This window comes from Flavobacterium difficile, assembly GCF_011392115.1.
GTDB lineage: Bacteria > Bacteroidota > Bacteroidia > Flavobacteriales > Flavobacteriaceae > Flavobacterium > Flavobacterium difficile.
Window position 1 is genome coordinate 13,823 of the sequence record NZ_JAAJBT010000011.1, and the last position, 24,731, is coordinate 38,553.

26 protein-coding genes and 2 tRNA genes are annotated in these 24,731 nt (G+C 31.3%); 11 read left to right on the plus strand and 17 right to left on the minus strand.

Annotation, left to right across the window (positions count from 1 at the left end; all coding sequences use genetic code 11):
- Positions 1–3: 3 nt before the first annotated feature.
- The 7 genes from G4D72_RS12805 to idi all read right to left on the minus strand — a co-directional run bounded on the left by G4D72_RS12805 (position 4) and on the right by idi (position 3,216).
- On the minus strand, positions 4–459 hold the full coding sequence (locus tag G4D72_RS12805; RefSeq protein WP_166078125.1) for a MarR family winged helix-turn-helix transcriptional regulator: 456 nt from the start codon (positions 457–459) through the stop codon (positions 4–6).
- 227 nt (positions 460–686) lie between these two features.
- Positions 687–760, minus strand: a tRNA-Thr gene (locus tag G4D72_RS12810).
- 74 nt (positions 761–834) lie between these two features.
- Positions 835–908 (minus strand) — tRNA-Thr (locus tag G4D72_RS12815).
- Positions 909–984: 76 nt separating this feature from the next.
- On the minus strand, positions 985–1,254 hold the full coding sequence (locus G4D72_RS12820) for a hypothetical protein (protein ID WP_166078126.1): 270 nt from the start codon (positions 1,252–1,254) through the stop codon (positions 985–987).
- A 58-nt stretch (positions 1,255–1,312) separates the two neighbouring features.
- Positions 1,313–2,272 (minus strand): type I phosphomannose isomerase catalytic subunit, encoded by a 960-nt coding sequence (locus G4D72_RS12825; protein ID WP_166078127.1) that lies wholly within the window; start codon positions 2,270–2,272, stop codon positions 1,313–1,315.
- Entirely contained in the window at positions 2,273–2,683 is a 411-nt protein-coding gene (locus G4D72_RS12830) for a 6-pyruvoyl trahydropterin synthase family protein (protein ID WP_166078129.1), read from the minus strand.
- 8 nt (positions 2,684–2,691) lie between these two features.
- Positions 2,692–3,216, minus strand: a complete 525-nt coding sequence (idi, locus tag G4D72_RS12835; RefSeq protein WP_166078161.1) for an isopentenyl-diphosphate Delta-isomerase — start codon at positions 3,214–3,216, stop codon at positions 2,692–2,694.
- 152 nt (positions 3,217–3,368) lie between these two features.
- Here idi and G4D72_RS12840 point away from each other — a divergent pair, with 152 nt between their 5' ends.
- The 6 genes from G4D72_RS12840 to G4D72_RS12865 all read left to right on the plus strand — a co-directional run bounded on the left by G4D72_RS12840 (position 3,369) and on the right by G4D72_RS12865 (position 8,879).
- Positions 3,369–4,136 carry a ParA family protein gene (locus tag G4D72_RS12840; protein ID WP_166078130.1) on the plus strand — a complete coding sequence of 256 codons (768 nt, stop codon included), beginning with the start codon at positions 3,369–3,371 and terminating at the stop codon, positions 4,134–4,136.
- Positions 4,136–5,035 carry a ParB/RepB/Spo0J family partition protein gene (locus G4D72_RS12845; protein WP_166078131.1) on the plus strand — a complete coding sequence of 300 codons (900 nt, stop codon included), beginning with the start codon at positions 4,136–4,138 and terminating at the stop codon, positions 5,033–5,035. The genes G4D72_RS12840 and G4D72_RS12845 overlap by 1 nt, the downstream gene beginning before the upstream one ends.
- 71 nt (positions 5,036–5,106) lie before the next feature.
- The gene (locus G4D72_RS12850; protein ID WP_166078132.1) at positions 5,107–5,601 is read left to right on the plus strand and encodes a DUF5683 domain-containing protein; all 495 of its coding nucleotides are present in this window, start codon (positions 5,107–5,109) and stop codon (positions 5,599–5,601) included.
- Between the two features lie 57 nt (positions 5,602–5,658).
- A complete protein-coding gene (dapB, locus tag G4D72_RS12855) occupies positions 5,659–6,357 on the plus strand; it encodes a 4-hydroxy-tetrahydrodipicolinate reductase (RefSeq protein ID WP_166078133.1) in 699 nt (232 codons plus the stop codon).
- Between the two features lie 81 nt (positions 6,358–6,438).
- Entirely contained in the window at positions 6,439–8,208 is a 1,770-nt protein-coding gene (gene lepB / locus G4D72_RS12860) for a signal peptidase I (protein ID WP_166078134.1), read from the plus strand.
- A gap of 53 nt (positions 8,209–8,261) precedes the next feature.
- Positions 8,262–8,879 carry a WbqC family protein gene (locus tag G4D72_RS12865; protein ID WP_166078162.1) on the plus strand — a complete coding sequence of 206 codons (618 nt, stop codon included), beginning with the start codon at positions 8,262–8,264 and terminating at the stop codon, positions 8,877–8,879.
- Positions 8,880–8,999: 120 nt separating this feature from the next.
- Here the strand turns inward: G4D72_RS12865 and secDF are convergent, their stop codons facing one another.
- Positions 9,000–11,954 carry a protein translocase subunit SecDF gene (gene secDF / locus G4D72_RS12870; protein ID WP_166078135.1) on the minus strand — a complete coding sequence of 985 codons (2,955 nt, stop codon included), beginning with the start codon at positions 11,952–11,954 and terminating at the stop codon, positions 9,000–9,002.
- Positions 11,955–12,171: 217 nt separating this feature from the next.
- Positions 12,172–13,428, minus strand: a complete 1,257-nt coding sequence (locus G4D72_RS12875) for an aminotransferase class I/II-fold pyridoxal phosphate-dependent enzyme (protein ID WP_166078136.1) — start codon at positions 13,426–13,428, stop codon at positions 12,172–12,174.
- A 171-nt stretch (positions 13,429–13,599) separates the two neighbouring features.
- On the opposite strand from G4D72_RS12875, the gene G4D72_RS12880 reads away from it, so the two are divergent.
- Positions 13,600–14,463: a hydroxymethylglutaryl-CoA lyase gene (locus G4D72_RS12880; protein WP_166078137.1), complete on the plus strand. Its 864-nt coding sequence runs from the start codon at positions 13,600–13,602 to the stop codon at positions 14,461–14,463.
- Positions 14,464–14,557: 94 nt separating this feature from the next.
- A complete protein-coding gene (gene guaB / locus G4D72_RS12885) occupies positions 14,558–16,030 on the plus strand; it encodes an IMP dehydrogenase (RefSeq protein WP_166078138.1) in 1,473 nt (490 codons plus the stop codon).
- 74 nt (positions 16,031–16,104) lie between these two features.
- Here the strand turns inward: guaB and G4D72_RS12890 are convergent, their stop codons facing one another.
- The 3 genes from G4D72_RS12890 to G4D72_RS12900 form a co-directional block, all read right to left on the minus strand.
- Positions 16,105–16,590, minus strand: a complete 486-nt coding sequence (locus G4D72_RS12890) for a CAP domain-containing protein (protein ID WP_166078139.1) — start codon at positions 16,588–16,590, stop codon at positions 16,105–16,107.
- 126 nt (positions 16,591–16,716) lie between these two features.
- Positions 16,717–18,060 (minus strand): adenylosuccinate lyase, encoded by a 1,344-nt coding sequence (gene purB / locus G4D72_RS12895; RefSeq protein ID WP_166078140.1) that lies wholly within the window; start codon positions 18,058–18,060, stop codon positions 16,717–16,719.
- 146 nt (positions 18,061–18,206) lie between these two features.
- On the minus strand, positions 18,207–18,887 hold the full coding sequence (locus G4D72_RS12900) for an SIR2 family NAD-dependent protein deacylase (protein ID WP_166078141.1): 681 nt from the start codon (positions 18,885–18,887) through the stop codon (positions 18,207–18,209).
- A gap of 32 nt (positions 18,888–18,919) precedes the next feature.
- Here G4D72_RS12900 and G4D72_RS12905 point away from each other — a divergent pair, with 32 nt between their 5' ends.
- The gene (locus G4D72_RS12905; protein ID WP_166078142.1) at positions 18,920–19,594 is read left to right on the plus strand and encodes a TrmH family RNA methyltransferase; all 675 of its coding nucleotides are present in this window, start codon (positions 18,920–18,922) and stop codon (positions 19,592–19,594) included.
- A gap of 63 nt (positions 19,595–19,657) precedes the next feature.
- On the opposite strand, the gene G4D72_RS12910 is transcribed toward G4D72_RS12905, so the two are convergent.
- From G4D72_RS12910 to G4D72_RS12925, 4 genes are all read right to left on the minus strand, one after another.
- Positions 19,658–20,422, minus strand: coding sequence for a carboxypeptidase-like regulatory domain-containing protein (locus G4D72_RS12910; protein WP_166078143.1), 765 nt, complete (start codon positions 20,420–20,422; stop codon positions 19,658–19,660).
- A gap of 177 nt (positions 20,423–20,599) precedes the next feature.
- Positions 20,600–21,313: a DUF3307 domain-containing protein gene (locus G4D72_RS12915; RefSeq protein ID WP_166078144.1), complete on the minus strand. Its 714-nt coding sequence runs from the start codon at positions 21,311–21,313 to the stop codon at positions 20,600–20,602.
- Positions 21,301–21,906, minus strand: a complete 606-nt coding sequence (locus G4D72_RS12920; protein ID WP_166078145.1) for a SatD family protein — start codon at positions 21,904–21,906, stop codon at positions 21,301–21,303. Before G4D72_RS12920 ends, G4D72_RS12915 begins: the two co-directional genes overlap by 13 nt.
- A 175-nt stretch (positions 21,907–22,081) precedes the next feature.
- Positions 22,082–22,525, minus strand: a complete 444-nt coding sequence (locus G4D72_RS12925; RefSeq protein ID WP_166078146.1) for a DUF4268 domain-containing protein — start codon at positions 22,523–22,525, stop codon at positions 22,082–22,084.
- 44 nt (positions 22,526–22,569) lie between these two features.
- Between G4D72_RS12925 and G4D72_RS12930 the strand changes: the two genes are divergently transcribed.
- Positions 22,570–23,211 (plus strand): NUDIX hydrolase, encoded by a 642-nt coding sequence (locus G4D72_RS12930; RefSeq protein ID WP_166078147.1) that lies wholly within the window; start codon positions 22,570–22,572, stop codon positions 23,209–23,211.
- Positions 23,212–23,255: 44 nt separating this feature from the next.
- Complete coding sequence (locus tag G4D72_RS12935) at positions 23,256–24,059, plus strand: lysophospholipid acyltransferase family protein (RefSeq protein WP_166078148.1); 804 nt, start codon at positions 23,256–23,258, stop codon at positions 24,057–24,059.
- 34 nt (positions 24,060–24,093) lie between these two features.
- Here the strand turns inward: G4D72_RS12935 and G4D72_RS12940 are convergent, their stop codons facing one another.
- Complete coding sequence (locus G4D72_RS12940) at positions 24,094–24,729, minus strand: hypothetical protein (protein ID WP_166078149.1); 636 nt, start codon at positions 24,727–24,729, stop codon at positions 24,094–24,096.
- Positions 24,730–24,731 lie beyond the last annotated feature (2 nt).

Consider the following 24,731-nt stretch of genomic DNA (forward strand, 5'->3'; position numbering starts at 1 on the left):
TGTTTATTTGTTTGATATGATATTTTTGTCGAAAATTTCTTTCTCCAAAATTTGTTCGTTTATGATTTCGGCAACTTCCATAAAGTTTTGAAGTTGAGCTTCTGTAATTTTAGATTTGATGACTTCATTAAACTGAAGTACAGTTTGCTTAGACAATTCGCGTTTTTGTTTTCCTTCTTCAGTTAAAAAGATTAAAACACCTCTTCCGTCTGCCGGATTTTTTTTACGAACTATTAGCCCGCGGTCTTCCATAGATTTTAAAGTTCTGGTTAAACTTGTAGCTTCCATTCCCATTCTCGGACCTAAAGCTGTTGAGGGAATGCCTTTATCTTTATCGATACTTAATAATGCAAATCCCGTAGCCATAGTTGCACCATATTTAGCCGCTTCTTCATTATACATTTTTGCAACAGTTTGCCATGTATATCTTAAAACGTAGTCAATTGTTTTATCTTGCATAGGATATTTTTTTCAAATATAGAAAAAAATACTATGCACGCATAGTATTTTTATAAAATTTTTCATTTATTTTAAAAAAAAATCATAATTGTAAATTTACATAAAAAACGAATGTAAAATGAAGTTGTCAAAATAATAAATTGTTAAATTATCGAAAACAATTTAAAATATGGGTTTTGGAAGTGGGTGAAAATAAAAAAAGGTAATCGAAAGATTACCTTTTTTTGAGCCAGTGGAGGGACTCGAACCCACGACCTGCTGATTACAAATCAGCTGCTCTAGCCAGCTGAGCTACACCGGCAAAAATTGCCTTATTGCAATATGATTATCCTTAAAAAAAAAGGAAAAAGGTAATCGAAAGACTACCTTTTTTTGAGCCAGTGGAGGGACTCGAACCCACGACCTGCTGATTACAAATCAGCTGCTCTAGCCAGCTGAGCTACACCGGCGACTCATATTGCGTTGCAAATATAGCCTTGAATTTTTAATTTGCAAAAAAAATTAAATGTTTTTTTTGGCTTTTTTTTAGTTTAATTCGTTCACTTTTGCAACAAATTGATTTGCAGCAACTTCGAATTCTTCTTTAACTAATTTGTAATGTGCTTTTTTATTTTCAACATTTTTTTGGTTTACTTTTACCATTAAAGCATCGAAAGTATCGTAAATATTTTCAACTAAAGCTTCAGATGATTCAGTTGGTTTTCCACCTGATGTCATTTCCCAAATGTATACTATGTTTAAGATATCTCCTAAAACGTAGTTTATTTCTTTTTTCAAGTTTTTAACGCTTGCCATTTTTGTTATTTTTAAAAATTATGGTGCAAAAGTAAACAATATATTGATACGCTGCTAATTAAATTGTAATTTCCAACAGAGAAGTTTCGCCTATAATTTCAAATTCTTTTAATACGGCTGGAATTAAAATAGTATCGCCTTTTTTAAAGTTTCCTTTAAAATTTTCGGAATTTAAAAGGAAACTTCCTTCTGTACACATAAATACAGTGAACGATTCCTTTTTCTTTTTCCATTGATACGTGCCTGAAATATCTAAAAGATTTGTTATAAAATATGGACAATCGACTAAATTCACGCTGTCGTTTGTTTTCTTGTTGTATTGAATTTTGGTATTTGTTTCTTCGTAATTGATAGCGTCAACCGCCAAATCGTTATGCAATTCTCTTCCAGCTCCATTTGAATCTATTCTGTCCCAATCGTATAATCGATAAGTGATGTCGCTAGTTTGTTGGATCTCAGCAATTAAAACTCCAGCGCCAATGGCATGAACTGTACCTGTTTCCAGAAAAAAAGTATCTCCTTTTTTTACAGTCGTTTCATTTAAAATAGTCAATAATGTTTTGTCTGCTAAATGGCTTAAGTAGTCTTGTTTGTTTGTTTTGCTTTTAAAACCAACTACTAATCTGGCATTAGTGTCAGCTTGCATTACATACCACATTTCTGTTTTGCCGAAAGAATTATGGCGTTGTTTAGCTAATTCGTCATTTGGATGTACTTGGATAGATAAATCTTCTTTAGCGTCTAAGAATTTGAACAAAAGGGGAAAATCTAAACCAAATTTTTCAATAGATTTTTCTCCTAAAATTTCATTTGGAAATTTTTCTATTAATTCGTTTAAATTTAAACCGGCAAATTCACCATTTGAAACTACACTAACATCGTTGGAAACTGTCGATAATTCCCAACTTTCTCCAATAGAATTTCCATCAAAAGATTTATTTAAATGTTCTTTCAATTTTGTTCCGCCCCAAATTCTTTCTTTAAAAATAGGTTCAAATGTTAGTGGATATAATTTCATTTATTCTCCTTTATAGCTTACGAAGTTTCTTGGTGTTTCATATAAAACTACTTCTAAATCTAGATTAGTTTCAATATAAACTCTTAATTTTTGCCAAATTACAACACAAATATTTTCTGCAGTTGGGTTTAAATTTTCAAAATCGGGAACATCTAAATTCAAATTCTTATGATCGAAAGCATTTTCAACATGTTCCTTTATCAAATCGGATAGAATTTTAACATCCATCACAAAACCTGTTTCTTGATCGATTTCACCAGTAACACTAACTATTAACTCGTAGTTATGCCCATGATAATTTGGATTGTTGCATTTTCCGAAAATGGCATTGTTTTTTTCCATAGACCAATCTTTACGGTATAATCTATGTGCGGAATTAAAATGTGCTTTTCTGCTTACTGTTACTCTCATATATCAATTTATAAATTTTCATCAAAATGATGATAAAATTCTTCAAAAATAATTTTAAACCATACGGTATACATGTCTGGATTTACAATCATGTCGTTTTTAACATCTTCAATTTTCATCCATTTCCAACTTTCTACTTCTTCTGGGTTAATTTTGGGAACATCATTGTAATAGCCTATCATTACATGGTCTAATTCGTGTTCGGTTAAACCATTGTCAAAAGGTGCTTTGTAAATAAAATGAAACATTTCTTTTAACTCTGTTTCAAAGCCCATTTCTTCTCGAAGGCGTCTTGTTCCAGCTTGAATATTGGTTTCGTTTTCTCGTTGGTGGCTACAGCAAGTATTGGTCCATAGTAAAGGAGAATGGTATTTATGATGTGCGCGTTGTTGCAACATCAGTTCTTTTTTATCATTCAAAATAAAAACAGAAAACGCTCTATGTAAAACCGCTTTTTCATGGGCTTCTAGTTTGTTCATTAACCCAATTGGATTGTCGTTTCTATCCACTAAAATAACTTTTTCTTCTACCACTCTGGAAAATTTAGATGTCAAATTTACAAAAAAAAATATTTTTATCGGCAAAGATATAACGAAATAAAGACTTTAACGCAATGTTAATAAAATTGGGTTGGTTATACCATAAATAATTGTATTTTTACGCTTCGAAAATTTTAAAAGAAAAAATGGGTAAAATCATTGCAATTGCCAATCAAAAGGGTGGTGTAGGAAAAACAACAACTTCTATAAATCTTGCCGCAGCATTGGGAGTTTTAGAGAAAAAAGTTTTATTAATTGATGCAGATCCACAAGCTAATGCTAGTTCAGGATTAGGAATTGATGTGGAAAGTGTAGAAATTGGTACGTATCAAATTTTAGAACATAGTAACAAACCTGAAGAATCTGTTGTTGTGACTTCAGCGCCAAACGTGTGGTTAATTCCAGCGCATATTGACTTAGTTGCCATCGAAATTGAATTGGTGGATAAGGAAAATAGAGAATATATGCTGAAACAAGCATTGTCTGAAATTAAAGAACAATACGATTATATAATTATAGATTGTGCACCGTCTTTAGGTTTATTAACTTTAAATGCATTAACGGCTGCCGACAGTGTAGTTATTCCGATTCAGTGTGAATATTTTGCGTTAGAAGGTTTAGGTAAATTGTTAAACACTATCAAAAGTGTGCAAAAAATACACAATCCAAGTTTAGATATTGAAGGGTTGCTTTTAACCATGTACGATTCTCGTTTACGTTTATCCAACCAAGTGGTAGAAGAAGTTCAAAAACATTTTAACAACATGGTGTTTTCAACTATTATTCAAAGAAATATCAAATTAAGTGAAGCGCCAAGTTTTGGAGAAAGCATCATTAATTATGATGCAACCAGTAAAGGAGCAACGAATTACATCAATTTAGCGGAAGAAATTATCAAGAAAAACACTATATAATGACAAAAGCAGTAAAAAAACCTGTATTAGGAAGAGGTTTATCAGCACTTTTAAGTGATCCATCAAATGATATTAAGTCGGTGGAAGATAAAGGTGCAGATAAAGTTGTAGGAAGTATCGTTGAACTTGATATTAATTTTATTGAAATTAATCCGTTTCAACCTAGAACAAATTTCAATGAAGAAACCTTACAAGAATTAGCCAAATCTATTCAAGAAGTTGGGGTTATTCAACCCATCACTGTCAGAAAATTAGAATTTAATAAATACCAATTAATTTCTGGTGAACGAAGATTGCGTGCTTCAAAATTATTGGGTCTTACAACTATACCCGCTTACATTAGACTAGCAAACGATAATGAATCGTTAATTATGGCTTTGGTTGAAAACATTCAACGCCACGATTTAGATCCTATTGAAGTAGCCCTTTCTTATCAACGTTTAATTGAAGAAGTTAATTTAACTCAAGAAGAAATGAGTGAGCGTGTAGGAAAAAAACGCTCAACGATTACCAATTACTTACGTTTGTTAAAATTAGATCCGATTATTCAAACAGGAATGCGAGATGGTTTCATTTCTATGGGACACGGAAGAGCTCTTATTAATATAGAAGATCAGGACGCGCAAAGTGATATTTACCATACTGTGGTTACTCAAAATTTATCTGTAAGAGATACGGAAGCTTTGGTAAAAAAATACCAAGAAGGCTTAAAACCAAAAACTGGAAAACCGGTTGCTACAAAATCATTTGAAATTGCGAGCGAGCAAAAGAAAACATTTGCTGACTTTTTTGGAGCAAAGGTTGATGTTAGTGTTGCGGCAAATGGTAAAGGAAAAATTTCTATTCCTTTTCATTCGGAAGAAGACTTTAATAGAATTATGAAACTAATTAATAACTAGTGAAGCAACTTCTGTACATATTTATTTTTCTTTTTTTAACTACTCAATTTTCGGTAGCTCAAAATAAAGAAATGAAAATTGAAACAAAAGAAACTGTTAAGGGCGACATCAATCCGTTATCGCCTGCTAAAGCCGCTTTCTATTCTGCTATTTTACCCGGTTTAGGACAAGCATACAATAAAAAATATTGGAAAATTCCTGTAGTATATGCTGCAATTGGTACTGGTGTTTATTTTACCATAGATAACAATAAAAAGTACAATCAATTTAGAAATGAATATAAAAAAAGGCTAAATAATGGTGGTTTGATTGATACATCTGACCCTACATATGGTAGATTAAGTACAGAAAGTGTTATTAGAGGTCAGCGTTTTTATCAAAAAAACAGAGATTTATCCGTACTTATTACCGCTGGTTTATACATACTAAACATTGTTGATGCTAACGTAGACGCACACTTACTACAATTTAATGTGAATGATGATTTGTCTTTGAAGCCAGATTTACAAACCAATCCTTATACTTTTAAACAAGATTTTGCATTTACCTTAACCTATCAATTTTAACATTGTTTTAGGTAACAATAACTTCAAAACAACAACTTATAGCATAATTATCTAGAAATGAAAATAGCATTATTAGGGTACGGAAAGATGGGAAAAGCAATTGAAAAGATTGCTTTAGAACGTGGTCATGAAATTGTTTTAAGAAAAAGAAGTGTTGACAATTTTGATGGCTTATTAGATGCCGATGTGGCTATCGAATTTAGCGTGCCAAGTAGTGCCATAAATCATATTTCAGAGTGCTTGAATCATACAATTCCTGTAATTTCAGGGACAACTGGTTGGTTGGAAAACTACGAGGACATGGTAAAGTTATGTCAAGATAAAAGCGGAAGTTTTATTTATGCTTCTAATTTTAGTTTAGGTGTCAATATTTTTTTCGAATTGAATGAATATTTAGCTAAAATGATGAAAAATCTTTCTGATTATAAAGTATCTATGGAAGAAATTCATCATACACAAAAATTAGATGCGCCTAGTGGTACAGCTATCAGTTTGGCAGAAGGCATTATTAAAAATACAGCATACACGAATTGGATTCTTGAAAATCCATCCGAAAAAGAAATTCATATTAACGCCAAAAGAATAGAAAATATTCCTGGTACACATTCAGTTTATTACGACAGTAAAGTAGATCAAATTGAGATTAAGCATACGGCTCATAGCAGAGAAGGTTTTGCCCTTGGTTCTGTGATAGCGGCAGAATGGATACAAGGAAAAAAAGGCATATTTACAATGAAAGACGTTTTAGGAATATAAAGAGCCAAGTAAAAAGTAAAAAGAAATAAGTAAAAAATAAGAGGATTTGAAAATTGACTCATTCCTCATAATAATAAAAATATGGAAATCACATCTTGGATTATAACAACATTAGCAATCAGTACATTACATGCTATTTGTACTTGGAAATTATATGTAAAAGCTGGTAGAAAAGCATGGGAGGCATTTATTCCAGTATACAATGGAATAGTATTGATGCAAATTATAAACCGCCCAAAATGGTGGATTTTTTTACTGTTTTTACCTGTAATTAACTTATTAATTTTACCAGTAATTTGGATTGAAACGTTACGTACTTTCGGGAAGAAAACTACAGCAGATATGTGGCTTGGTGTTATTTCTTTCGGAATATATATCGGATACGTAAATTACACGCAAGACGTTTCTTACGAAGCAAAACGTGATACCAAACCTGCTACTAAGGCTCTAGATACTTTAGGTTCACTAACTTTTGCATTAATTGTTGCAACCTTTGTGCATACTTACTTCATTCAACCTTTTGTAATTCCAACTTCTTCATTAGAAAAAACTCTTTTAGTGGGTGATTTCTTGTTTGTCAGTAAATTTCATTATGGCGCTAGAACTCCAATGACTCCAATTGCAGCGCCAATGGTTCACGATTCTATTCCTTTAGTCAAGAGTAAATCATATGTATCAAAGCCGCAGTTACCTTATTTTAGATTTCCTGCTTTACAGAATATTGAGAGAAACGATATTGTTGTTTTTAATTGGCCGATTGATACGGTTAGAATGTTTAGAGAAAATTCATTTGAAAAACAATATAAGCCTATTGATAAAAAATCAAATTACGTAAAACGTTGCGTTGGTATCCCAGGCGATAATATTGAAATTAAGAATAGCGATTTATATGTAAATGGTAAATTAGTTAGTTTACCAAGTAGATCTAAAGTTCAGTTTTCTTATAAAGTTAAATTTAAAAAAGATGCACAATTCGATATTAATCAATTGCTTCAAGATTTAAGTTCCACAGATAGTTATCTAATTGATGCCGATACTACTTATATCATTAATTCATTAACTAATGATAATGTTGCTAAATTGAAAAATTCTGGTTTAGTTGAAAAAATAGAAAAAAACCTTAGTGTTAATGATAAGGATAAAGATTATATTTTAACCATTGATACATCAAAAGATTGTTCAGATGTAGAAAATGCACTTAATAATTTATATCAAAATCGTGGCGGTGTAAAGTATAATAAAGATGAAGGTAGGGCAGTTGTATATCGAATTAATAATGAAATTTTAAATGCTTTTAAACAGTTTAAATCAGTAAAAAAAGCAGAGCCTATTTATGAGATTTTTCCAAATAGTAAAGAATATGCAAATTGGAACGTTGATAATATGGGTAGTGTAAAAATTCCTCAAGCTGGACAAACAGTTAGTTTAGATTTAAAAACACTTCCTTTTTATAAAATGGTAATTTCAGATTATGAAAATCATAAACTAGAAGTAATTGGGAATACTATTAAAATCGATGGTAAAGTAGCAACATCTTACACATTTGAAAAAGATTATTATTGGATGATGGGAGACAATCGTCATAACTCTGAAGATTCAAGATATTGGGGATTTGTACCAGCAGATCATATTGTTGGAAAACCAATTTTTATTTGGATGAGTTTTGACATAGATAATGTGTTCCATAAAAATTTCTTAGACCGTTTTAGAACAGAACGTTTTTTTACAACAGTAAGTGGAGAAGGAGAACCTCAATCGTATTTTAAATATTTTCTAATCCTTTTGGGTGCTTATTTCGTTTGGGATTGGTATAAAGGTAAGCAAAAGAAAAAAGAAGCAGATTTACTTTAAATATGTTAAGAGTTGTAATTAAGTTTGCAACTCTTTTTAATTACATCGATATTATGAATCAGAATGATATATTAATTTATCCCACTTATTTTCCGTCTATTAGTCATTATGTGGCTATGATACAGGCAAAATCGGTTACTTTTGAAATAGAAGATACTTTTCAAAAACAGACAAATAGAAATCGAATGTATATTTATAGTTCTAATGGAATTCAAATGTTGAACATTTCTGTTAAACATGAGGCTGGAAATTGTCGGTTTAAAGATGTTAAAATAGATAATCAATACAATTGGCAGAAAAACCATTTAAAGTCTTTAGAAGCCGCTTACAAAAATTCTCCTTTTTTTGATTATTTTGTAGATGATTTACAAACCTTGTTCGAAAAGAAACACGAATTTATGTTGGATTTAAATTTTGAGGTTTTTGAATTTGTAAATGAAGCTTTAGGCATTTCCATTCCATTTGAAAAAACAACAGAATATTTTCACCAAGTATCTGATAAAACGGATTTTCGCTATTTAGTTAATGGCAAAAAAGATACTACACAAATAGAGCCCTATACTCAAGTTTTCGATGATAAACACGGTTTCATTAATAATTTATCCATTTTAGATCTGTTGTTCAATGAAGGAAGATATGCTGTGGATTATCTGAAAAATCAACATTTGTAATTGATAGTCACTGACTCATTAAATTTTAAACAGTAATATTTGAATATTTATATCCTGAATATAATTCTAATAAAAAATGCCCTGAAGAATCAGGGCATTTTTATATAGTTATAACGAAACTTATACGTTGTGTTCTTCTTCAATTTTTTGTTTATCTGCTGCAGGCATAGTGTCTACTAATACTGGTGTTGCAATGAATAAAGAAGAATAAGTACCAATTATAATACCTATCAACATTGCGAAGATAAATCCACGAATTGAATCTCCACCAAAAACAAACATGATCGATAATACCATAATCATTGTTAATGATGTATTTAATGTTCGAGATAAAGTTGTGTTAACAGAATCGTTTACAATTTTATTGAAATTTCCGTGATGCGATTTACCACCTAAGAATTCACGAACTCTATCAAATACGATTACGGTGTCATTCATAGAATATCCAATAACTGTCAAGATTGCCGCAATAAAGTGTTGGTCAATTTCCATATGGAATGGCATGTATTTATATAATAAAGAATAAATTCCTAATACAAAAATAACGTCATGCGCTACCGCAGCAATTGCACCTAGAGAATATTGGTATTTTCTAAAAGAAACTACTAAATATAAACAAACTAATAACATAGCTCCTAAAACTGCCCAGTAGGCATTTGTTTTAATGTCATCAGCAATTGATGGACCAACTTTCATAGCTTGTAAAACACCGAATTTTTTACCTTCTTGTGTATTAGTAAACTCCTCATAAGAAATTTCTTTTGCGAAGAATTTTTTCAATCCACTATATAATTTTTTGTTTACTTCTTGGTCTACTTCTACACCTTGTCTTTCAATTTGGTATTTTGTAGTAATTTTTAACTGATTGTCGTTTCCGAAAGTTTTTGCTTCTGCTTTGTCAAAATATTCTGAAGTTGAAAGTATGTTTGATACTTCTTCTGGAGAAACCTTTTGGTCAAATTGAACTTGGAATGTTCTTCCTCCAACAAAATCAATACCTTGGTCGAAACCGTTAGTAAAGAAAGAAATGAAACTAACGATACAAACTACAAGAGAGAAAGCGTAAGTAAATTTCTTAATTTTTAAGAAATCGAAGTTAAATCCTGTAAACCAATTCTTAGTAATGTTTGTAGAGAATTGTAAACTTCTACCTTTTGCGATATCTGCATCGATAAAGAAACGCGCAATAAAGATTGAAGTGAATAAAGAAGTGAAGATACCAATTAATAAAGTGATGGCAAATCCTCTGATCATTCCTTCTCCAAAAATATATAAAATTGCACCTGTTAAGATGTGAGTTACGTTTGCGTCTATAATTGAACGCATTGCACCTTTCCATCCGAAGGCTGTAATTACTGCTTGTTCTAAAGATAAACCAGCTCTTAATTCCTCTTTGGCTCTTTCGTAAATAATGATGTTAGCATCTACGGCTGTACCCATTGTTAATACGATACCAGCGATACCAGGTAATGTTAGTACAAAACCAAAGTTAGCCATAGCTCCAAATAACAATACTAAGTTTAATAATAAAGCAACGTTAGCATACCATCCTGCTCTTCCATAATAGAAAACCATCCAGAATGATACTAATAATAAACCTATAATTGATGATAAAATACCATTATCAATTGCTTCTTGACCTAATGATGGTCCAACCACAGCTTTTTGAACAATATCTGCTTTCGCTGGTAATTTACCTGCTCTTAACACGTTTTCCAAATCGGCAGTTTCATCTAAAGTGAATGATCCTGAAATTTGAGTTTGACCACCAGAAATTGCTGCTTTAGCTGTTGCTGCAGAATAAACTACGTTATCTAAAACAATAGCTACTTGATTCCCATTCTTAGCAATATCTCCTGTCAACTGTTCCCATTTTCTTGCACCTGCTGGATTCATTTGCATACTTACAGCTGGTTTTCCAAATTGGTCAAAATCTGCACTAGCGTCAGTTAAAGCACCACCTAATAAAGGAGCAACACCATCGTTCGTTCCTTTAAGTACATATAATTCTGTGATGTCTGCAGATTTTGCAGTCGTTTTTCCCCATGCAAATTTAGAATTGGCTATCGAAGCTGGTAATAAAGCTCTAACGTCAGCTCTTTTTAAATAAGAATTTATTTTAGCTGTATCTTTTACGTTATAAGCAATTAATCCAGAAGGGCTAGGAATTGCGTTTTCAAATAATGGACCTAAATCTTTAGTCTTGTCTTTAGCAGCGTCTTTTTTGTCGCCTAATAAATCTTCTACTTTTGATTTAGCATCTTTTACTTTAGTTGTATCTACTTTTGCAACTGCAGGAGTAGATTTTTTTTCTGTAGTTTTTAATAAATCGTTTGCTGCAGTATAGAAATTACCTAATTCTTCTGGTTTTACAGTTTCCCAAAATTCTAATTGTGCAGTTTGAGAGATTAATTTTTCTACTCTATCTAAATCTTTAGCACCAGGTAATTCTACTAAAATTCTACCTGTTTCACCAATTTTTTGAATATTTGGTTGTGCAACTCCGAATTTATCGATACGCTTAGTTAATACTTTAAAAGCACTTTCGATAGATTCTGAAACTTTTTTCTTTAATATCACTTTAACCTGATCATCAGTCATGTTTAACTGAATTTCTTCAAAAGTTCTGTTGTAAAATGCTTCAGCAGAAGCCATTTTTATTGTACCATTTGATTCTGCAGCAAAAGCATCAAAAAAGGCATCTAAATAATCTTGATTACCTTGTCTTTCTCTTGTAGCTCTTTCTAAAGCTCTATTGAAAGTTGGATTTTTAGAGTTGTTTGATAATGTTTTTAAAACGTCTTTAACTGAAACTTCTAAAGTTACGTTAATTCCACCTTCTAAGTCTAAACCTTTATTAATTTGTTGTTTTTCAACATCTTCATAAGTAAAACCTAAAAAAACATCTTTTTTCTTTAGCGATTTTAAATAATCTAATTCTTTTTGAGAATCTCCTTTTGCAAATTCTTTTGCTTCTTTCGCAATGTTATTAGCAACAAACGTAAATGAAAGTTGATAAATACATGCCAGTGTAAAAATGATAGCGAAGAATTTAATTAGTCCTTTGTTCTGCATTATAATTAATTTAAGTTATTTTCTTTAAAAACGGACAAATATATCATTTCATAAAGGATAAAACAATTTTATTTTCGTCTAAAATTGATTTTTTATTAATATTTAATCAACATTCTTATGAATTAAAAGTTTTTTTGACTTTAAGTTGCTCTAAATAAGAAGTATAAAAAAAGCGCTGAAAAAATTCAACGCTTTTAAATTATTATTTATTTTGAAATTACATATGTGCAATTGTCGATTCGGCAATTTGTTTATACGTTCCGTTTTCTAATTTTTCACGAATCGCTTCAAATGCAGTTAATGTTTCTTCAATATCTTCTAAGGTATGAGTTGTAGTAGGAATCATTCTTAGTAAAATCATCCCTTTTGGAATTACAGGATATACAACGATAGATAAGAAAATACCATAATTTTCTCTTAAATCGTTTACCATAATCATTGCTTCAGGGATACTACCTTCTAAATATACTGGAGTAATACAAGTATTTGTATCTCCGATATTAAATCCTTTTTCTTTTAATCCATTTTGTAAAGCATTTACATTCTCCCAAAGTTTATCTTTAATTTCTGAAGAATTACGTAACAATTCTAAACGTTTTAACGAACCAATTGTTTGAATCATTGGTAACGCTTTGGCAAACATTTGAGATCGTAAATTGTATTTTAAGTAATCAATTACATCTTTATCCGCCGCCACGAAAGCACCAATATTAGCCATTGATTTAGCAAAAGTTGAAAAATACACATCAATTCCATCTTGACAACCTTGTTCTTCACCAGCACCAGCACCAGTTTTACCTAGAGTTCCAAAGCCATGAGCGTCATCAACTAATAAACGGAAATTGTATTTTTTCTTCATTTCTACAATTTCTTTCAATTTACCTTGTTGGCCTCTCATTCCAAAAACACCTTCTGTAATGAATAAAATTCCTCCGCCTGTTTCCGTAGCAATTTTTGTGGCACGTTGTAGGTTTTTTTCCATGCTTTCAATGTCGTTATGACGGTAAGTAAAACGTTTACCCATATGCAAACGAACTCCGTCAATAATACAAGCATGTGCGTCTACATCATAAACAATTACATCGTTTTTGGTTACTAAAGCGTCAATAGTCGACATGATACCTTGGTAGCCAAAATTTAATAAATAAGCCGCTTCTTTCATTACAAATGCCGCTAATTCTTCTTCTAATTGTTCGTGATATTTAGTGTGCCCACTCATCATTCGAGCTCCCATTGGATAAGCCGCACCATACATAGCCGCAGCTTCAGTATCTGCTTTACGAACTTCTGGATGATTTGCCAAACCTAAATAGTCATTCAAACTCCAGTTTAATATATTTTTACCTTGAAATTGCATTCTTGGACCTAATTCACCTTCCAATTTTGGAAATACGAAATATCCTTCTGCTTGTGAAGCCCATTTACCTAATGGTCCTTTATTTTGTTGTATTCTTTCAAATAAATCTTTAACCATAATACTATACTTAATTTGTGGTGCAAAAGTATAAATAAAAAAACGTTTTTAATAATTTTTTTTATGGAGTACCCTCATGTACATTTTATTAGATACTCTTTTCCTTTTTTAAAGCTTTAGAAAAAAAACATATTTGCAAAAAATAAAGTTTTACTTATCTTTGACATTCTTATGACAGCAATTAAAATTATCGAATGTCCGCGTGATGCTATGCAAGGCATCAAGACTTTTATTCCAACGGAAAAAAAAGTGCAATATATTCAATCGTTATTACGAGTTGGGTTTGACACAATTGATTTTGGAAGTTTTGTGTCTCCAAAAGCCATTCCACAAATGCAAGACACTGCTGAAGTTTTAGCACAATTAGATTTGTCTCAAACTACCAGTAAGTTACTTGCTATTATAGCTAATACTCAAGGTGCAGAAATTGCCGCTAAGCATAAAGAAATTCAATATTTGGGTTTTCCATTTTCTATTTCGGAGAATTTTCAAATGCGAAATACTCACAAAACAATTGCAGAAGCGCTTGTTAGTTTACAAGAAATTTTAGAAATCGCTGATCAATCTAATAAAGAGGTGGTTACCTATATTTCAATGGGATTTGGTAATCCGTACGGTGATCCTTATGATGTTGAAATCGTTGGAGAATGGACAGAAAAATTAGCCAATATGGGCGTGAAAATTTTATCGCTATCAGACACTATTGGTTCTTCTACACCGGAAGTTATTGATTATTTATTTAGAAATTTGATTCGAAAATATCCGAATATAGAATTTGGTGCGCATTTGCATACTACACCAGATACTTGGTTTGAAAAAGTCGATGCAGCCTATAAAGCTGGATGTGTTCGTTTTGATGGTGCCATAAAAGGCTATGGTGGTTGTCCAATGGCTAAAGATGATTTAACCGGAAACATGCCAACTGAAAAATTACTGTCTTATTTTACAGCTGAAAAAGCGAATACCAATTGTCATCCCATTAGTTTTGAAAGTGCCTATAATGAAGCATTAAAAATATTTAATGCCTTTCATTAATTTATTTAAAAATCTAATGTTTATTTCTACAAAAAAGAATAGTAAATTACTATTTTTTCACTAAATTTGCTCGCAATTTAACTACAATTGCAGCATGAAAGCACACAACTCTAAAATTATTGGTGAAGGACTAACTTATGATGATGTTCTTTTAATACCCAATTATTCCGAAATACTTCCTAGAGAAGTTTCTATTCAATCTAAATTTAGTAAAAACATTACCTTAAACACACCTATTGTTTCCGCAGCTATGGATACAGTTACGGAAAGCGCTATGGCTATCGCTATGGCACAAGAAGGTGGAATTGGTGTGTTACATAAAAACATGTCGATAAAAAAACAAGCCGCAGAGGTTCGTAAAGTAAAACGTGCAGAAAGTGGCATGATTATCGACCCAGTTACGTTACCCTTATCAGCTAATGTTGGTGATGCGAAAGAAGCGATGCGCAAATATGGAATCGGCGGAATTCCAGTTGTAGACGAAAATGAAATCTTAAAGGGAATTGTAACCAATAGAGATTTACGTTTCGAAAAAAATAGCGACAGAGCCATTACAGAAGTGATGACTTCAGAAAATTTAATTACTGCCCCAGAAGGAACAACGTTATTTCAAGCTGAAGTGATTTTACAAGGCAATAAAATTGAAAAATTACCAGTTGTTAATTCAGAGAATAAATTAGTTGGATTAATTACTTTCAGAGACATCACTAAACTTACTCAAAAACCTAACGCAAATAAAGATAAATTTGGTCGTTTGCGAGTTGCTGCTGCCTTAGGTGTAACTGCTGATGTTTTAGAACGTTGCGAAGCGCTTGTGCATGCAGGGGTAGATGCTGTTATTATTGATACTGCACACGGACATACAAAAGGAGTAGTGGATGTATTGAAACAAGTTAAAAATAAATTTCCAGAGATTGATGTAGTAGTTGGGAATATTGCTACACCAGAAGCGGCTATTTATTTAGCTGAAAATGGTGCAGATGCTGTAAAAGTTGGAATCGGACCCGGATCTATTTGTACTACTCGAGTTGTTGCAGGTGTGGGATTTCCTCAATTTTCAGCAGTGTTGGAAGTCGCAGCAGCTTTGCAAGGCACTGGAATTCCAGTAATCGCAGATGGTGGTGTGCGTTATACCGGTGACATCCCAAAAGCTTTAGCGGCTGGTGCATCAAGTGTAATGTTAGGTTCGATGTTAGCTGGAACGAAAGAATCACCAGGTGAAACTATTATTTTTGAAGGAAGAAAGTTCAAATCATATAGAGGAATGGGTTCTGTTGAAGCTATGAAAGAAGGTTCGAAAGACAGATATTTCCAAGATGTAGAAGATGATGTGAAAAAATTAGTGCCAGAAGGAATTGTGGGACGTGTACCATATAAAGGAGAATTAAACGAAAGCATGCAACAATTCATAGGTGGTCTTCGTGCTGGAATGGGTTATTGTGGTGCTAAAAACATAGAAACATTACAAGCTACTAGCCGATTTGTAAGATTAACTTCTAGTGGAATTAGCGAAAGTCACCCACACAATGTTACGATAACTAAAGAAGCTCCGAATTACTCGAGATAGTTTTGAGTAAGCAGTCTCAGTTTTGAGTGTTCAGTATAAAAAAAATCCATTTCGACCCATCGGAATGGATTTTTTTATTTTTTTCCAAAAACCTGAACTACGTAAATTTTAGTTTTAGACTTATTTAACGCAAATCCAAAACCAGTGTAATTATACTCAGTATTCTTAATGTTTTTAAAATGATTGGAAGATTTTACCCAAAGTAACTTCATCTTTTCAGCTAACAGATCAGAATCGATAGTTTGCATTGAAATTGTTGTAAACAGTAAATTTTCTGCAACTTTGCTATACTCACTTTTACAGAAAAAATTTACCCTATCTATAAGCTTTTTTGTTTTGGGATTTTCATTCTGAACATGATCTAAAACTTCTTTACTTGCGATATATTCCGCCTGATTACTTGCGGCTTGATTTAAATTCACATCAACTTTTAACTTAGAACATTTATTCTCAACACGAATACTATTAATTTTATCAAATAATTTCGAATCGATTTTTTCTAACTCAACATTTTGTTGAAAACTCCAAACAAATAACAATAAGACCCAAAAACTTTTCATTTATCACTTTTCATTAAAACGTGACATAGTGTAATTTATTTTAATTGAAAGTAATAAAAATAAAAATCCTACTAAAATAAATTAGCAGGATTTACTGTATACTTATAACTGAGACTGAGAACTGAATTATATTCCCAAATAATTACTTGGTGTAATGGCTTTTAATTCTGCTTTAATAGCATCAGAAACCTCTAACGTTTCAATAAACGCATGAATGGATTCTTTATTGATAACAGTATTAGTTCTAGTTAAATCTTTTAGTGCTTCGTATGGATTTGGATAACCTTCTCGACGTAAAATAGTTTGAATAGCTTCTGCTACAACCGCCCAGTTTTTCTCTAAATCTTCTGCAAATTTTTCTTCATTTAATAATAACTTATTTAAGCCTTTTAAGGTGGCTTCAAAAGCAATAAGTGTATGACCAATTGGCACACCAATATTACGTAAAACCGTACTATCCGTTAAATCACGCTGTAAACGTGAAATTGGTAATTTTGCTGATAAATGTTCGAAAATCGCATTCGCAATTCCTAAATTTCCTTCTGAATTTTCAAAATCAATCGGATTTACTTTATGTGGCATGGCTGAAGAACCAATTTCTCCTGCTTTGATTTTTTGTTTGAAATAATCCATAGAAACGTATGTCCAAATATCTCTATCTAAGTCGATTACTATGGTGTTGATACGTTTTAAAGCATCGAAATACGCTGCAAAATGATCATAATGTTCAATTTGAGTGGTTGGAAACGAATGGCGTAATCCTAAAGTTTCTTCAACAAATTTTGTTCCGAAAGCTTTCCAATCGTGGTTTGGATAGGCAACTTTGTGCGCGTTGTAATTTCCAGTTGCTCCACCAAATTTAGCTGCAAAAGGCACATTAAATAACAAACGCATTTGCTCTTCGATACGTTCTACGAAAACTAAAATTTCTTTTCCTAAACGAGTTGGAGAAGCTGGTTGTCCGTGCGTACGAGCTAATAACGGAATATCTTTCCATTCTGTCGACAATTCTTTTAATTTTTGAACAATCGCAATTAAGCTTGGTAAATACACATTTTCAAAGGCTTCTTTCGCAGAAAGCGGAATCGCTGTATTATTAATATCTTGAGACGTTAATCCGAAGTGAATGAATTCTTTAAAAGCTTCTAATCCGAATTCGTCAAATTTCTTTTTGATAAAATACTCTACCGCTTTTACGTCGTGGTTCGTAGTTTTCTCCGTTTCTTTGATCCAAAGTGCCTCTTCAGTTGAAAAATTTTCATAAATACCTCTCAATTTTCCGAAAAGGTTTTTATCTACACCTTTTAATTGTGGTAGGTTATTTTCACATAAAGCGATAAAATATTCTACTTCAACTAAAACTCTATATTTAATTAAAGCTTCTTCAGAAAAATAAGCGGATAACGATTTGGTTTTACCTCTATAACGACCGTCAATTGGCGATACGGCATTTAATTCAGTTAGTTGCATGATGTTGTGTTGTTTTTTAAAGGTGCAAATTTAGTGATTAGTGATTAGTTATGAGTAATTAGTTTGGAGTTTTTTTTATAACACAGATTGAAAAATTATATTAATTATTAAAACTTCTCTTATTTCTCTAATCTGTATTCTTTAACTTATAATTTCTCTTTTAAAATCTCCATTCCTTCACTGGCACTCATAGGTAAAACTTCTAATGGATTTTTTAAATCATAAATGGTTGCTGGATTTGGATCGATGTAATAAACCGGAACGTGCGATTTAGCATAATGCATCAAGCCAGCAGCAGGATAAACTTGCAAAGAAGTTCCAATGATTATAACAATATCAGCAGATTGCATGTGAGGAATCGCAAAATCAATCGCAGGAACTTGTTCACCAAACCAAACAATATCAGGTCGAAGTTGTTCTGCATTTTCGTTTACATCACCTAAATTTATGTCGTTTTCCCAGTAAATACTTTCCTCATCCGAAAACTCACCACGCACTTTTACCAATTCGCCATGCAAATGCAAAATATTTGAACTTCCTGCACGTTCATGTAAATTGTCTACATTTTGAGTAATAATTTGCACATTGAAACTTTGTTCTAATTCAGCTAAAATTTCATGGCCTCTATTGGGTTGTACTTCTTTCAATTGAGCTCTTCGTGCATTATAAAAATCTAAAACCAATTTAGGATTTTTCTTCCAACCTATTGGAGAAGCCACATCCATAATGTCATGATTTTCCCAAAGTCCATTCGAATCTCTAAAGGTAGAAATTCCGCTTTCTGCACTCATTCCAGCACCAGTTAAAACTACTATTTTCTTTTGCATAAATTTTGTTACTTTGCAGTAAAATTAAGAAAATGTCCAAAAACAAACTTGCTTTATTAGAATATTTAGAGAACTTCATGTCTGAAAATAGAAAAAACAGATTTATTGAAGTCTTAAAAAATAGAACCAATCATTTTACAATTGCTGTAGAAGATGTATTTCAATTACATAATACAAGTGCGGTAATGAGAAGTTGTGAAGTTTTTGGTATTCAGAATTTGCATGTTATAGAACAGCGTTATGGTAAATCCATTGACAAGCAAATTGCTATGGGTGCTGAAAAATGGGTAGACATCAATAGATATGATAATATAAAGAATTGTATCGCTACTTTAAGAGCACAAGGTTATCAAATAATTGCTACAACGCCACATAATGATTCGTGTATGTTAGATGAATTTGATGTGACTAAAAAATCGGCAATCTTTTTCGGAACTGAAATTGATGGCCTTTCGGAAGAAGTGATAAAAGAAGCGGATGGTTTTATTAAAATTCCAATGGTGGGTTTTACAGAGAGTTTAAACATTTCCGTTTCGGCAGCTTTAGTCATTCAGGATATTACGAACAGAATGCGTCATTCCGATATAAATTGGCAATTAACCGAAGACGAAGTTTTAGAAAAACGTTTAGATTGGACGCGAAAAACGATTAAAGATATAGACTATATTGAGAAGCAGTTTGTGAAAGAAGATCCAAGTAAAAAGTAAAAAGTAAAAAGAGCCAAGTAATAACTTACTGACTCTTTCTTTTTTTTTAAATATTACTTGTTTTTATTTTCTTTTCAATACTTTATAATCATTGTATGAAGTTGCTAAGGCATCTAAAACTTGTAAATCTGTTGCCGTTGTAATGAAAGCTCTAGAGTAATTGCATTTTTCTAGTATCTTTTCAATTTCATTCTTGTTCATTTGTAAAAGCATAACTAGCGATTCTCTGTCGGTATTTTTGCTTAATATGGCAGCGAAATTGGCATCATTTTTTAAATCTAACGTTTTTTTCAATTCTTTTTCTTTTCCATTAAATAAAGAATATACCAAATCAATTGGGTTTGATAAAGCCGTTAGTAAATTTTCAGTAGCATTTTTTGCTTTCATCCCAGGTTCGTAACCTAAATTTAAGCCAGCAATATTATATCTGTAATTTTCGTTAACAGGAATAAGTTTCGTGTCGATAACCAAATAACCAGTTAAAGTATAGCTGGTTACGACCACAGTTTCAATTTCGTTTATTTTTTCAATTAATTGAATGGTTTTATTTCCAGATAGCCATTTTTGGTTGACTTCTATTTCTACATAATTATAGCCTAAATGAGAGAATAATAATTTATCATTAATATTGGCATTTATTTCAAATTCACCATTTTCTGAAGCCAAAACTACAGCGGAGTTGTTTTTATTTAAAACAGTAACTCTTCCAATAGGTGTTTGGTTTTTTATATCTAAAATTTTACCTCTAACTTTTACTAATGTAGAGTCAGATTGAGAAAATCCTAAAATAGCAAACAGATATATTAATAAGTAGATTACTTTTTTCATTATGAAAAATATTTGTACAAAAATAAGATTTAATTTGTAATGTAGATTGGTGTTAACATAAGATTATAAAAAGTTTGTTTTTGTTTAGCTCCATTACTCTTGTTGTTTGTTACTCATTTTTAGGTTTTTAATGTCAATTTCTTTTTTGTCAGCGTAGCGATATAAACCTTAGTGCCATTATAAAAGATTTTTAGTTTTCAAATACATTTGTCCTATTAACATTGCTAAACCAAAACTAATTAATGTTCCTATTAATATGTATTCGGTTAGTTTAATTTCTTTATGTTCCTTTAAGTCTCCAAATCTGAAAATTGATTTTGCTGCTAACAGAAATCCAATTCCTTCCCAAAAATCTGCAATTATAAAAGTGAAGATAAATAAGCGTTCTAACATTCCAATGTATTTGCCTGCATCTTCAATTCCGTCATTTGGTAATGGATAATTAAATATCTCCATGATTTTTTTTATTACCACAGAAGAAAAAAATGTAATGCCAACTAAAGCAATTATTAATAAGTAGTTTTCAGGATTAAAAATGGACTTATATGCGATATTATATTCATGAAAATAGTTTATAAATACTGCAATTGTAGAGAAATGAAGTAACTGATCTAACAAGAAGTTAATTAGGTGATTAATTTTATTTTTGAGAATAATTTTTGTTAATATATCTATAACTAAGTGTGAAATTGATAGTAAGATTGCAGGAAAAATGTACTGTTTTTCAAATCCAGTTAGCGTTAGTAGTAGTGTGAGATGAATCAATACATGTAAGTACAAATATTTCGATTTAATTTTTTTGTTTTCAATGCCATCAACCATGGTTTGGGTTTGAAATACAAAATCACCCAAAAGATGTGCTAATATGACTTTTAATATTAGTTCTCCCATTGTTGCGTTTCTTTTGAATACAAGTTGATTATTTCTACAATTTCTTCATAACCACCTCTTTTTAGAGCTTTGTTTATTGTGGTTTTGTCTTTTGATAATTTTTCTGCTATTTCTTTTTGCATTAAGTTTCTGTTGTTTAAAGCAAACAAGATTGTTTCTGCTGTTACGGGCTTCCAATTATTTGCAATAAAACTTATGAGTTTTAACATCGGATTAAAATATTTGTCAAATTCCTCATTTGGACTTTTTAAAATTAAGCTGCTATTTTTAATTTTTTCAAAACTTTCTCCCGAGTTAACATAAGCCGTTCCGTTTGATTCGGTTACTTTTGCTCCGTTAAAATTTTTTTCACCTATACCAATCGACATTCTTACATCTGTTTTGCTGTTAGATTTTATTAATGCTTTTATACTTAAAACAATTTCTAAAGCCTTTTCTGTAGCTACTTCAATTTGAAAGCTGTCGCCTCTGTATATTTCCCATTTTTCTTGTTCTATTATATGTTCGGATAAATATTCTTTTAGTTTTGGTAACCAAGTTTCCGAATTTACTTTTCTTGAATTTATTATATCTCCTGTAATTATTGCTATCATTTTTTAAAGTCTTGTCTTACAAATGTATATAAAAATAGGCTAAAAAAAGCCTTTTTTTAAAAAATGCCTCTTTTTAGCCTATTCTGTATTTGTTTTTTTGATTAAATAGGTTTATTAAAGCCTATTTGTTATAGTTGACTTTAAAAAGCCAACTTGTAAAACTAAAGCGAATCGATTAAGTATTCATCTCTAAGTCTTTAATATATTCTTCATGTTCATAAAAGAAACGCTCAAAAGCATCCATTTTGTCATAAAAGAAATTGAAAATAGTTTCCCAATCGGATTTTCGGTTCAAACTTACTTCTGAGAGTTCTACCCAGATACGACTGATTATTTTTCCACTTTCTAAATAATGTTCTCTATCGAAAATGACATCAGGTAAAAATTCCTCTATCAAAATATCCTTTAACGATTCTACTTTTTCAAAATAAATTTTTCTTTTGTTTTCGTCTTTTGGTTCAATATCCAGCATCACATAGGCTTTTTTGTTGTCAACATTAAATTTAAAAGTAACGTCTTTAATTTTAGTATTATACAACAACCATTTTCGTGGATATTCGTTTCCAAAAGTAGACCAGAATTCTTTTTTTATTAATTGTGCCTCGGCTTTACTATACATTTTTGTAAATATTTTTTGTAACTTTATCAAATAGAAAACTCAAAATGGAATTCAGTCGTTTTATAAATAATATTGCAAATTTAAAGAAAGAAAAGTTGTTAGCCTCAGATGCACACATAAAAATGGCACCTTTGGAACGAATAACTTATCTTAAAGACAAATCGTATACCGAAAAGAAACCCAGAAATGCTGCGGTTTTAATGTTAGTTTATCCGAAAAATGATGTCGCACATTTGGCCTTGATTGTTCGAAATACCTATCCAGGTGTGCATTCTTCACAAATTAGTTTTCCAGGCGGAAAAGAAGAAATCGAAGATGCAACTCTAGAAAATACAGCACTTAGAGAAACAGAAGAAGAAGTTGGAGTAGCGATGCATAAAGTTGAGGTAATCCGACAATGTAGCGAAATTTATATTCCACCAAGTAATTTTTTGGTCACACCGTATTTGGGTTTTTCTACAGAGAATTTAGAGTTTACTCCTAATCCAGATGAAGTGAAAAGGGTTTTAGAATTACCTATCCATCAATTACTTAATGATGAAATAATCGTACAAACAAAAATGACTACTTCTTACGCTACAAATATTGATGTTCCTGCTTTTCAAGTGGAAAAATATGTGGTTTGGGGTGCTACCGCAATGATGCTCAGTGAGTTAAAAGAGTTGTTTAAAAATGCAATCAAATAGTATAAAATTGCTAAATTTGCAACCCTTTTTTAAATGTAAAACTTATGGGATTATTTAAAAGAAATCCATTCGGACATATATTGTTTATCAAAAAATGGTTGATTCGTATTTTTGGTGCAATTACACATTCTAGATATAGAAGTTTTAATAGCTTACAAATTGATGGTTCTGAAATTATCAGAAGTTTGCCAGATAGAAATGTGTTATTTATTTCGAATCATCAAACCTATTTTGCAGATGTAACAGCCATGTTTCATGTTTTTAATGCTGCTTTAAAAGGTAGAGAAGACAATATCAAAAATGTATTTTATTTGTGGCAGCCTAAGCTAAATATTTATTATGTAGCTGCTAAGGAAACTATGACAGAAGGTTTGTTGCCTAGAATTTTAGCTTATATTGGAGCAATTACTGTAGAAAGAACTTGGCGTGCAGAAGGTAAAGATGTGCAAAGAGAAGTGAATCCGAACGATACCGAGAATATTAAAATTGCTTTAGAAGACGGTTGGGTAATTACCTTTCCACAAGGAACAACTCGTTCATTCAAACCCGTTCGTAAAGGAACAGCACACATTATCAAACAACATAAACCTATTGTAGTTCCTATCGTAATCGATGGCTTTAGAAGATCGTTTGACAGAAAAGGTTTATTTGTAAAGAAAAAAGGTATTTTACAATCGATGGAAATTAAACCACCTTTAGAAATCGATTACGAAAATGATTCTGTTGAAAAAATTGTAGAACAAATCGAATACGCCATTGAACAACACCCTTCATTTTTAAAAGTAATTCCTCAAGAAATTTTAGAGGATTCTGTGAAATTAGACAAAGAGCGTCAATGGAAATATTAAAAAAAAGTCCTGATATATTTATCAGGACTTTTTTTTAATACTCTATTTTTTGTAGTTCGTTATAATTGCGTTTTAGTCTTCTAAGTAATATTCCGTATATTAATCGGTAAAATAACCAGACAAAAAACATGACTACAATTGTAATTACAAAATAAATACCAAAAACTATAATGTAACCCTTGTTAGAATCTCCTCCAATATCGTGAATTAGTTTTACAATCTTCGGTTCATAAATAGCTTGTGAACCAAAAACTATAAAGAACAAAACTACGCCCATTGATAAATTGTATGTGATGTAATGTTTCACTGTTTTGCGCGTGTCAATTATATTTTTTAATAAATGATTCACAGAATCTGTGGCATTAATTCTCTTATAATTCGTATAAAATTTATAAATGAAATACAAAATAACAGTATAATTAATAATGCTAAAAATTAAGATGACAGTTTTTAAATGATATCTTTCTAACATCAAGTTGTATTCTTTACTGCTTAATAAGATGCCTAATAAAGGTCCTAAAAGCAATTCAATAATACTAATAATAAATATCCATTTTACAATAGAAGACGAACTTTTGTGCAACATGCCATAAATTTCATTTTCTGAAACTTGTTTAAATTGCCCGTCGTTTTTCTTCCAATCTTTTTTTAATAATTCTAATTCATCCATAG